Consider the following 10,977-nt stretch of genomic DNA (forward strand, 5'->3'; position numbering starts at 1 on the left):
TTATAATACAATTCACAACAAAAAAAAACACTTTTTATTTCCCTCTATCCGCAATCCTTTGCAAAAAAGCAAACAGATAAGTAATATACACCGTTTCAGGCAAAGTGCCTTTTCTTGACAAACTTAGCACCTTGTAAATTAAAATTAAAGCTCTTTCAATTCCTTCTTTTTTGTAAATCCCTGCAAGAGACAAAAGCTTTCTTTGATAGTACGAAAGATTTGATGGCTTTTCTTCAAATGCAAGTGTATAAGACTTTTTAAATGTTGACTCTAAAAACCCAGATATTGAAGCGAAGGAAGTACCTCCTTCAATTAAAGCAGTTCCAACCCTTAAAGCTTTTTGCAGGTTTTTCTCTATCAAAGCATCCTGAATATCAAAAAAGGTATATTCTTTCGCCGGGAATAATACTTCTTTTATATCATTTAATGTTATTTTCTTATCCTCTTTTTTATAGGCAAAAAGCTTGTCTAACTCAGAATACAATGTCATTAAATCTGAAAAAGAGGATGCAATAAAATCAACACCGTCTCTATCAATTAAATAACCTTTTGAATTAGCGTACTCAACAATCTTTTGCGGGAATTCCCATTCCCTAACCTTTTTAAATGAAAATATTTCTGCACTTCTTGCAATCTCTTTGTTAAATGCAGCTCTTTTGTCAAAGCTTTCACATTCAAGAATTAAAAAACTCTTCTTTATATTTCCCGACTTTACAGCACTCAAAAACATTTCATAAACTTTTTTATCAGAGGATTTTACTTTAACCTTCTCAAAGTTTTCAACATGAACCACCCTTCTTGGTGCGCCAAAGGGCAACTCTTCCCATGAAGATAAAATTTCCCTCAACGAAACCCTTTTCCCGTCAAGTTTTAGATAATTAAAATCTGAAAAAGAATCTGGCAAAAGTGTTGATACAATTTCCTCAAGCTTTTTCTTTCTTAAATAATACTCTTCCCCTTCAATAATTATTACATTATTTTTGTAATCCATGAATTTACCCTTAATGCTATCTCTTCAGCAAGTTGCCCAGCAAGTTCTTTTCTCTTATCCACAAAGTATTTGGATTTTACGGGAAATTTCTGATAAAGCTTGATTGTATCTTTAAAAACAAAGGTCTTGCCATTTCTGATAAAAGTACATTCAACTTTATATCTCAACTCCTTTGCAGTCTGCCTGTTATCACTTCCACTTTGCACTGTAAAGGATTTAAAATTGTTAACATTAAGATAAACCTGAAAATCAGGATTTGCATCTTTACTTTCTGTGTATCCTGATAAATAGAGATTGTCTTTTATCTTCCACTCAATATCTTTCTTAAATTGAAGCAACAAAGGGTCATTAAAGTTAAATGCTTTTAGAATAAATGTATGCTGCGGGTAAGTGTTAACCTTATACCCGCAGGAAATGAACAAAATTGTCAGAACAAAAATTATCAATAGTTTTTTCATTATTTAACCACAATATTTAAAAGCCTGTTTGGAATATAAATCTTTTTAACAACAGCTTTTCCTTCAATTGCCTTTGCAACCTTGCTATCTTTAATTGCCAGTTCAAAAGCGGTATCTCCATCAATTCCTGCATCAACTTCAACTCTTCCTTTAACCTTACCATTAATCTGAACAATAAGGGTGAATGTTTCATCCTTCGCAAGTTCTTTATTAAATTCAGGCCACTTTGCAATATCAATTCCGTAAATCTCTCCCATTTCAGAGCAAATATGGGGAGCAAACGGCATAAGCATTTTTACAAGCCCGTGAAAAACCCCTTTAACTGCAATTTCATCCATCTTGTTTTCAGGCTTAAATGAGGAAAGGGAATTAAACAACTCCATTAGAGAAGCAATTGCAGTGTTTAAATGTATCCTTTTTTCAATATCCTCTGAAACCTTTTTTATTGTTTTGTGAAGTTTTTTAAGAAGCTCTTTCCCTGAAGAAGATAGTTCATTTATCTTTAAAGAAGTTTCTGCCTTAATAAGTTCAGCGTTTTCTTCTCCAAAATTCCAGATTCTTGTTAAAAACCTTAAAGCACCTTCTGCCCCCTGATCCTGCCAGTCAATTTCTTTTTCAGGTGGTGCAGCGAAAAGCATAAATACCCTAACAGCATCAGCACCGTACTTCTTTATCATCTCATCAGGGTCAACAACATTGCCTAAAGACTTTGACATCTTTCTTCCGTCTTTAATTACCATTCCCTGGGTTAAAAGCCTTACCACAGGCTCTTCAACAGGGACAAGCCCTAAATCGTGAAGAAACATTGTAAAAAACCTTGTGTATATAAGGTGCATTGTTGCATGCTCAATACCGCCTATGTATAAATCAACCGGAGACCAGTACTCAACCTTCTCTTTTGAAAAAGGCTCATTGTTATTTTTAGGATCAATGTACCTGAAATAGTACCAGCTGGAATCTACAAAGGTATCCATTGTGTCTGTTTCCCTTCTCGCCTCTCCACCGCATTTTGGACATTTGGTTTTTAGAAATGTTTTTGAAGTTAGAAGCGGTGAACCTCCTTCACCTGTAAATTCCACATCGTCCGGGAGTTCAACAGGTAAATCCTCATAGGGAACAGGCACAATACCACATTTATCGCAGTAAATTATAGGGATAGGTGTTCCCCAATACCTCTGTCTTGAAATGCCCCAGTCTTTTAATTTATAGGTTATTGCTGCTCTTCCCAGACCATTTTTTTCAAGCCATTGATTCATCTTCTTTTTTGCTTCTTCTGTTTTTAACCCTGAAAATTCCCCTGAATTTATAAGGTAACCATACTCTGTAAACGCTTTTTCAAGCTCTCCCTTATAAACAAAATCCTTTTCTGGCGCAATTACAGGGACAATCTCAAGCCCATACTTCTTTGCGAATTCAAAATCCCTTTCATCGTGAGCAGGAACACTCATAACTGCCCCTGTGCCATACTCTGCAAGAACAAAGTTAGCAAGGTAAATAGGAACCTCTTTGCCATTAAATGGGTTTACTGCGTAAAACCCTGTAAACTGCCCCAACTTCTCAGATGTCTGGAGCCTCTCTTCCCTTGACATTTTGTTAATCTTTTCAACAAACACCTTAACTTCGTCTGCCTTATCTCCTTTTTTAATAAAGGTTTTCACTATTTCATGGTTGGGAGCAACGCACACAAAGGTACAGCCAAAGATTGTGTCAACCCTTGTTGTAAATACTTCAATATCTTCATCAATCCCTTTCACCTTAAACTTAACAATGCTCCCTTCACTTCTCCCTATCCAGTTTTTCTGCATCTCTTTTACATTTTCAGGCCAGCCTTCAAGCTTATCAAGGTTATCAAGCAATCTGTCAGCATAATCTGTTATCCTTATAAACCACTGCTCTAACTCCCTCTGTTCAACCTCGGAATCACATCTCCAGCACTTTCCCCCCTCAGCCTGCTCGTTTGCAAGAACTGTATTGCAGGAAGGACACCAGTTAACAGACCTTTTGCTTCTGTATGCAAGCCCTTTTTCATACATTTTCAGGAAAAACCACTGATTCCACTTATAGTATTCAGGGAAACAGGTTGCTATCTCCCTATCCCAATCGTAAGAAAATCCAAGATTTTTCAACTGCTTTCTCATCATTTCAATATGGTTTACTGTGTGCACTCTCGGATGATCTCCCCTCTTTATTGCAGCATTTTCAGCAGGCAAACCGAAAGCATCCCAGCCCATTGGGTGAAGAACATTATAACCATTCATTGTGAGATAGCGGGCAACAACATCGCCTATGCTATAATTCCTCACATGCCCCATGTGAATTCTGCCAGAAGGATAGGGAAGCATCTCAAGGCAGTAAAATTTTTTCTTGTTTTTATCAACATCAACTTTATAAGGGTTTTCCTTTTCCCATTTTTCGCGCCACTTTGTTTCCACACTCTCAAAATTGTAAGCCATTATACCCTCCTACATCCCCTCTATTTTTAAAAACTCTTTCAGCAATTCAATATAGCGGTTTAAATCTTCTTCCATATGTTTTAGGGAAAGAAAATTTGCCTCATACTGTGAAGGTGGAAGCAAGACACCGTTATCAAGCATAAACTTGAAAAATCTTGAAAATCTATCAAAATCACACTCATTTACCTCTATCAGATTTTTAGGCGCTTTATCCCTGAAAAACAGGGTAAACATTGTTCCAGCGTAGTTAAAAGAAATATCCTCTGTGTTTTCACACAATTCGGTTAAATTTGAGTAAAACCTTTCAGCTTTTTCCATAATTGAGTTAAAGACATTGTCCCTTTCGTAAATCTCAAGGGTTTTTAACCCGCACGCCATTGCAACAGGGTTGCCAGAAAGGGTACCTGCCTGATAGACAGGGCCTTCAGGCGCAAGGTAATCCATAATATCCTTTTTGCCGCCTACTGCCCCAACAGGCATTCCTCCGCCTATAACCTTACCAAATGTTGCTAAATCAGGGGTAATTCCAAAGAGGCCGTATGCTCCCTGTGAGTGAATTCTAAAGCCTGTCATAACCTCGTCAAAAATAAGAAGAGTACCTGTTTGAGAGCAAATTTCCCTCAGCCCTTCAAGAAAACCCTTTTCAGGTTTTACAACCCCCATATTGCCAGCAACAGGTTCAACAATCACACAGGCCACATCATTATTTGAAAGAAGTTTTCTTACACAATCAATATCATTATACTCACAGGTTAAGGTTGTTTTCACAGTATCTTGAGGAATTCCCGGGGTAGAAGGAATGCCAAATGTTGCAACTCCTGAGCCTGCCTGAACAAGCAATGCATCGTGATGGCCATGATAACAACCGTTGAACTTCAACACCTTATCCCTTTTTGTATATCCCCTTGCAAGCCTTATTGCAGTCATGGTTGCCTCTGTTCCAGAGTTTACAAACCTTACCTTATCCACAAATGGAAGCATTCTCTTTACCTTTTCAGCAAGGCTCACTTCAAGGGGGGACGGCATACCAAAAGAAATGCCATTTTCGGCAACCTTTTTTATCTCTTCAATAACCTCTCTATTTGAGTGGCCTAAAATGGCAGGGCCCCAGGTAAGCACAAAGTCAAGGTATTTGTTCCCGTCAACATCGTATATAAACTGGTCTAAAGCCTTCTCAATAAAAATAGGTGTCAAGCCAACAGATTTAAAAGCCCTTACAGGGGAATCAACACCACCGGGTATTGATTTAACTGCAGATTGAAAAAGATTATTTGATTTTTCCCTCATATACACATCTCCTTAACTCTGATTGGATAATTATAACAGATTTTAAAAGGTGAAAACAATAAAGGAAGGCAATAAAAAAAGCCCCCATAAGGGGGCTTAGGTTATTAAATTTAATGTTAATTATTTGTTATTCAACATTCCGTTGGATTCACTAAATGTAGCATCAACAAAGGTCGGAATTCTCGGTAAGAAGCCCTGAGCCTGAGTTCCGTCTCCAAGCATTCCGAAACCGTCAAGAACGATTGGAGTATCGCCAACTGTTGCTGTACCAACTGCAACTACCCAGAACTTCTCATCACCGAATGCATCATCGGTGTAACCGTTCATAAGAACAGGTGAGAATGAAGGGTCTGAGAGTAATACAGTTAAGATACCGGATTTTGGAAGTGTACCAGCATCGTAAACGTAAACATCACCGTCTTCTTCAATGAGGTAAAGAGTTACATTGATATCCTGGTCAACACCGAGGAAACCATAACCAAAACCACCGTAGTAAGTGTTAATTGTTGGAAGAAGTGTTCCATAGTAGTAGTTTACGTTTGTAATTGCAAGGCCAGACCACCAGTAACCTGAGTTCGGGAAGTATGGGAAGTAAAGTGCATCCTGGTAGTATGTTGGCTGATATTCAGTTTCATCAGGGCAATCAACAAACTTCAATGACTTCAAAATTACCTTGCTATTTCCAGTTCCGCAAGGTACAGGATACCAGGAAACTTTAAGGTATGCTTCAACAGGACCGTCTGAAGTAAGCCTTCCGAGCTTGAAGTTATCAAGGTAAATAATACCTTCAGAAGCAGTTGATGCAGCCTGAACAGTATACTGAACAGTTTCAAACAAATCATATGTATCTACACATGAATCATAGTTGTCAGGACATCCAGCCAATCCATCATAAAGGGTTGTGTTATTATCATCAGAATATGCACCAGTACCAGCAGCATCTACAGAGGTTACATAATTAGGACCTGTAATTGTTAGTCCGCTTCCTGTGTCTGTAGTTAATGTTGGAGCGTCAGCGAAGTATACATCAATAGGATTACCGCTTGCGTCAACTACTGAGAACTCAATAATTGAGCCGGCAGGAAGCATACCAATTGAATCTTCCTTCAAGTATGCCTAGCAGGTTCCATCGTTTAGAACAAGAGTACCTATCCTGTAAAGGTCATGACATTCATAAGTATCATCTTCTCCCTGTCCACCAGGAGTGTAAACATAACACTGGCAGAGATCAACATCTTCTGAAGGAGCAATTGCAGAAAGGTCTGCATCCTGAGTACCGTTTTTAACGGTGCAGGTTGTTCCAATAATAAAGTTGTGAACGCTTTCAGGCTGACCATAAGCAATAGCCGGGTTAGCCGGGCTGTATGAAGTACCTAACAGGTTACCAACCATATTTCTTGGGTCAAGAGTGTCATCCAAGCAGTCAGCAGAAACTGTGTAATCAGTAATTGACACAAGGAAGAACTCGTTTAAACCAAAGGTTGAGCCCTGGAAGTTAACACAGATAGCGTGTGGAGTCAAACCATCGCCACCACCGATAGCCTGGGTGTTACCTAACACAAACCACGCCTGGCTATTAGCATTAGGGAGAGCCCCAGCATTGTTAGGAGCAGCACAAATTTTTACATAAATAGTATCATCACCGGCTGCACCAAAAGCCTTTACATCTCCACCTGTCCAGTAAGTTCCATCAACTTCAAGAGTTCCCCATGTAGAGTCCCCATTTGCATCAGAAAAGAGGTTCTTACAAAGGGTTGCACCATCTGTTAACTGGATTTTAACAAGAATAAAATCCTGAGAAGTTGCGCTCTGGTAGTCCTGATCATTGGCAACAATGAATCTCATTGTACCAACACGCTCACAAGCGCCCTGATAATAAACATTTGGTGTAATAGTTTCTACATTCACAGTAGCGAATGCGGAAACTACCACAAACACCGCAAACAAGGTTGTTAATAACTTTTTCATCAAACTTACCTCCTCATAGTAATTTTAGTTATACAAAAAACCTTAAATTTCTCTTTTTCAATACCTTAATTCCAGCTATCACCTCCCCTAATTCCCTAAAATTTGTGTTAATAACAAAATTTACCTATTTTCCTTTTTCCTTTCATTCCCATCATAACTGTCATAAATATAATCTATTGATTTTGCAAAGTCAACAAAAAATTAAAAAAAAATGTTGTTTTTTGACATTTAAAGTGATTTTAATCACTCAATATTTTTTTAAAACTTATCAAAGAACCAGATTGAAAAATATATGCTATTTTTCATTAACCCTTTCTGGGTTTGTTAACTTTACCCTTTCTATCCCAGCTTCGTCAAGGAGTTTTTTTCCCAACTCATCAGGGTAACCTTCAACATAGTAAATCTTTTTTATACCTGCATTTATTATCATTTTAGCACAGATTGAACAGGGGTGGGTGGTGCAATAGATAACTGCATCTTTTATTGCAATTCCGTGATATGCAGCCTGAATTATAGCATTCTGCTCTGCATGGGAAGCCATACATATCTCATGCCTTGTCCCTGACGGTATGCCAAGCTTATCCCTTAAACACCCTGTGTCAAGGCAATGAGCTATTCCTTTGGGCGCACCATTATAGCCAGTGGCAAGTATATGCTTGTCTTTAACAATTACAGCGCCTACCTGCCTTCTTGTGCAGGTAGAACGCCTTGCAACAAAATAGGCTAACTCTATAAAATACTCGTCCCAGCCTGGTCTTGACATATTAATCTATTCCAACAATTTTTTTATAACCCATAGGAAATCTGTCTGTTAAAGAAATAACCTTTTCTTTAATCTTTGCAAGGAACTCATCATCCTCGGTGTGCTTTAACGCATCAACAATGTACTCTGCAACCTCTTCCATTTCTTTCTCTTTCATTCCCCTTGTGGTTACAGCAGGAGTACCTATCCTTATTCCGCTTGCAATAAGAGGTTTATTTTTATCAAATGGAATGGTGTTTTTGTTTACAGTAATTCCGGCTTTATCAAGTGCCTTTTCTGCTTCTTTACCTGTTAAACCAATAGAGGTTACATCAACAAGCATTAAATGGTTGTCCGTACCGCCTGAAACAATCCTTAAACCCCTATTTGCAAGTTCATTAGCAAGTTTTTTTGCATTTGCCTTAACCTGCCTCTGATACTCTTTAAATTCTTCTGTCATTGCCTCTTTTAGGGCAACCGCCTTTGCAGCAACAATGTGGACAAGAGGCCCTCCCTGGATACCAGGGAAAAGATTTCTATTTAAATCCTTTTTATACTCTTCCTTACACAAAATCAATCCACCCCTTGGCCCTCTTAAAGTTTTATGGGTTGTTGTTGTAACAAAATCAGCATATGGTACCGGAGATGGGTGTTCGCCTGCTGCGACCAATCCAGCAATGTGAGCCATATCAACAACAAGATATGCCCCAACAGAATCTGCTATCTCTCTGAATTTTTTAAAATCTAAAATTCTTGGATATGCGCTTGCCCCGGCAATTATAAGCTTTGGCTTTTCTCTCTCAGCAGTTTCCATTAACTCGTCGTAATCTATCATTTCTGTTTCTTTATTTACCGTATAAGATGCAACCTCAAAAAATCTTCCGGAAAAACTCAAAGGGTGTCCGTGTGTTAAGTGGCCTCCATGGGATAAATCCATTCCTAAAATCTTGTCTCCAGGATTTAACACAGTAAAATAAACAGCCATATTTGCCTGTGAACCTGAGTGGGGCTGAACATTTGCATGGTCAGCACCAAACAACTCCTTTGCCCTTTCCCTTGCAAGCCTCTCAACAACATCTGTAAATTCGCAGCCTCCATAATACCTTCTTCCTGGATAGCCTTCAGCATACTTGTTTGTAAAAATTGAACCTGCCATCTCTAATACTGCTTCGGAAACATAGTTTTCTGAAGCAATTAATTCAAGGTTGTTTTCCTGTCTCAAAGTTTCCCCAACAAGCGCCTCAAATGCTTCCGGGTCAACCTTTTTCAATGCTTCAATCTTCATATTACACTCCTTATTTAAGAATTTTCCATATCCTTTATTTTATTTATTCTTCTTAAATGCCTTCCACCTTCAAACTCTGAAGAGAGAAAATTATCAATTATATCCTTTGCAGTTTCAACTCCTGTTGTCCTACCCCCCATGCAGATTATATTGGCATTATTGTGTTGCTTAGCAAGCCTTGCCGTTAAGCCGTCATGGCATAAGGCAGCCCTTATTCCCTTAACCTTGTTGGCCGCTATGGAAATCCCTATCCCTGTACCGCACATTAAAACTCCTAAATTGAAATCTCCACCTGCAACAGCCTTTGCCACCTTTTCTGCAAAATCAGGGTAATCAACGCTTTCTTCTGAATAGCATCCTAAATCGTCAACCTGATAGCCCTTGTCTATCAAATAATTTTTAATAACTTCTTTTAATTTAAAACCTCCGTGGTCAGAGCCTATGGCTATTTTCATTGCTTTAACTCCTTATCTTTATAGGTTTTCTCTTTACAGGCATTGTCATACACCTTACTCCTCCACCGCCTCTTGCCAGTTCTGCTCCCTCTATACCAACAGCCACCTTTTCATAATCGTCTAAATTAACCTTATCTTTTACTATATCATTGACATGAACAATTTTAAACCCTGCTTTTTCCAACTCTTTAAAGGTATTATAATTGCAGGCATATCCTATAATTTTTCCGGGGGCAAATGCAAAGAAATTTGTACCTGAAAGCCACTGCTCCCTCTTCTGATTAACAGGGTTAGAGCCGCCACAAATTATAGGTTCAAGTTTAATCCCCACTTTTTTAAGGGCATCAAGCAAGGATTCTTCCTCTTCTAAAGATACCTTTCCAGATGGCATTATATTTATATGGATAACCCTCAGTTTTTCCTTTCCTAATAGGTACGGGTAATGACAAACACACTTATCTTTGTCAACCATTGTGAATACCATGTCAAGGTGGATTGTGCTTCTTTCCTTGGGTAGAACCACAGCAAATACATGAAATTCCTCATTAACAACCTCTTTTTTCATCCTCTCAACAAAAATATCAATGCTTGAAGGAGTTGTTCTCTCACTCACCCCTATAGCGACAACATTTTTATCAAGCACAAGAAAATCTCCACCTTCAATTGTTACCTTTTCATTCCCTTCAAGTATTCCATCAAAGATAAAGCCCTCACTTTTAAATTCAGGGTGGTGTTTGTATATAAACCTTGCTATTACCGCTTCACCTATTCTCACCTTGTTTGCCATAGAACCAGTTATTACCTTCCCACGGAAAACAACAGAAATGTCCCTTGTGAAGTAAAGGTTAGGCAAAGGAGGAAGCGCATAGTTTCTGTTTGATAAAAACTTCTCAAGGCTATCCCTTCTCTCTTCAACTCCACAAACAACGGCATCTGCCAATTCTTCAGGGGGAAGGGACATCAAGTAATCCGCAATATCTGCCCTTCTTTCAAGTGCAGTAATTGTTATTACAAAATCTCTTTTAACCTCTTCGTTTTTTAAAATATCCTTTAATAAATCTTTTAATTCGTAAACCCTGGTAACTTTTTTTAAAACATTTTTTAATCCTTTATGGTCTTCGGCAACAACAGGCAAGGTTAAAATATCGTTATATAAAACCTCCTGAGCTGTTTCCGGGGTCATTACCTCTATTTCTTTCCCCGGGGAATGAATTACAACCTTTTCAAGAACACCTACCTCTGAACAAACCCTCACATTGGTCATCAAACTACTCCTTATCGTTTTTCTTTCTGATTGTAGAAAAAAACAAATAAAAGGGCAACTCTAATATTTTTTAT

At 38.3% G+C, this 10,977-nt stretch carries 10 protein-coding genes; all 10 read right to left on the minus strand.

Annotated elements, in window-relative coordinates:
- Window positions 1-34 precede the first annotated feature (34 nt).
- A complete protein-coding gene (holA, locus tag TTHT_RS07705) occupies window positions 35-991 on the minus strand; it encodes a DNA polymerase III subunit delta (RefSeq protein ID WP_201327393.1) in 957 nt (318 codons plus the stop codon).
- Entirely contained in the window at window positions 970-1,449 is a 480-nt protein-coding gene (locus TTHT_RS07710) for a hypothetical protein (RefSeq protein WP_201327394.1), read from the minus strand. The genes holA and TTHT_RS07710 overlap by 22 nt, the downstream gene beginning before the upstream one ends.
- Window positions 1,449-3,902 (minus strand): leucine--tRNA ligase, encoded by a 2,454-nt coding sequence (gene leuS, locus TTHT_RS07715; protein ID WP_201327395.1) that lies wholly within the window; start codon window positions 3,900-3,902, stop codon window positions 1,449-1,451. Before leuS ends, TTHT_RS07710 begins: the two co-directional genes overlap by 1 nt.
- Before the next feature lie 9 nt (window positions 3,903-3,911).
- On the minus strand, window positions 3,912-5,189 hold the full coding sequence (hemL, locus tag TTHT_RS07720; protein ID WP_201327396.1) for a glutamate-1-semialdehyde 2,1-aminomutase: 1,278 nt from the start codon (window positions 5,187-5,189) through the stop codon (window positions 3,912-3,914).
- A gap of 120 nt (window positions 5,190-5,309) precedes the next feature.
- Window positions 5,310-6,074: a hypothetical protein gene (locus TTHT_RS07725; protein WP_201327397.1), complete on the minus strand. Its 765-nt coding sequence runs from the start codon at window positions 6,072-6,074 to the stop codon at window positions 5,310-5,312.
- Window positions 6,075-6,305: 231 nt separating this feature from the next.
- On the minus strand, window positions 6,306-7,157 hold the full coding sequence (locus TTHT_RS07730; RefSeq protein ID WP_201327398.1) for a hypothetical protein: 852 nt from the start codon (window positions 7,155-7,157) through the stop codon (window positions 6,306-6,308).
- Window positions 7,158-7,452: 295 nt separating this feature from the next.
- On the minus strand, window positions 7,453-7,920 hold the full coding sequence (locus tag TTHT_RS07735) for a deoxycytidylate deaminase (protein WP_201327399.1): 468 nt from the start codon (window positions 7,918-7,920) through the stop codon (window positions 7,453-7,455).
- A gap of 1 nt (window position 7,921) precedes the next feature.
- Window positions 7,922-9,184, minus strand: a complete 1,263-nt coding sequence (locus TTHT_RS07740) for a serine hydroxymethyltransferase (protein WP_201327400.1) — start codon at window positions 9,182-9,184, stop codon at window positions 7,922-7,924.
- 14 nt (window positions 9,185-9,198) lie between these two features.
- Entirely contained in the window at window positions 9,199-9,639 is a 441-nt protein-coding gene (rpiB, locus tag TTHT_RS07745) for a ribose 5-phosphate isomerase B (RefSeq protein ID WP_201327401.1), read from the minus strand.
- A 4-nt stretch (window positions 9,640-9,643) separates the two neighbouring features.
- The gene (locus TTHT_RS07750; RefSeq protein ID WP_201327402.1) at window positions 9,644-10,903 is read right to left on the minus strand and encodes an arginine deiminase; all 1,260 of its coding nucleotides are present in this window, start codon (window positions 10,901-10,903) and stop codon (window positions 9,644-9,646) included.
- Between the last annotated feature and the right edge of the window lie 74 nt (window positions 10,904-10,977).

Origin of the sequence: Thermotomaculum hydrothermale (assembly GCF_016592575.1) — a bacterium.
GTDB classification, from domain to species: Bacteria; Acidobacteriota; Holophagae; order Thermotomaculales; family Thermotomaculaceae; genus Thermotomaculum; species Thermotomaculum hydrothermale.

Bases quoted from the DNA above. Each gene is read 5' to 3' on its own strand.
- holA (WP_201327393.1), bottom strand. From the start codon at position 991: ATGGATTACAAAAATAATGTAATAATTATTGAAGGGGAAGAGTATTAT.
- TTHT_RS07710 (WP_201327394.1), bottom strand. From the start codon at position 1,449: ATGAAAAAACTATTGATAATTTTTGTTCTGACAATTTTGTTCATTTCC.
- leuS (WP_201327395.1), bottom strand. From the start codon at position 3,902: ATGGCTTACAATTTTGAGAGTGTGGAAACAAAGTGGCGCGAAAAATGG.
- hemL (WP_201327396.1), bottom strand. From the start codon at position 5,189: ATGAGGGAAAAATCAAATAATCTTTTTCAATCTGCAGTTAAATCAATA.
- TTHT_RS07730 (WP_201327398.1), bottom strand. From the start codon at position 7,157: ATGAAAAAGTTATTAACAACCTTGTTTGCGGTGTTTGTGGTAGTTTCC.
- TTHT_RS07735 (WP_201327399.1), bottom strand. From the start codon at position 7,920: ATGTCAAGACCAGGCTGGGACGAGTATTTTATAGAGTTAGCCTATTTT.
- TTHT_RS07740 (WP_201327400.1), bottom strand. From the start codon at position 9,184: ATGAAGATTGAAGCATTGAAAAAGGTTGACCCGGAAGCATTTGAGGCG.
- rpiB (WP_201327401.1), bottom strand. From the start codon at position 9,639: ATGAAAATAGCCATAGGCTCTGACCACGGAGGTTTTAAATTAAAAGAA.
- TTHT_RS07750 (WP_201327402.1), bottom strand. From the start codon at position 10,903: ATGACCAATGTGAGGGTTTGTTCAGAGGTAGGTGTTCTTGAAAAGGTT.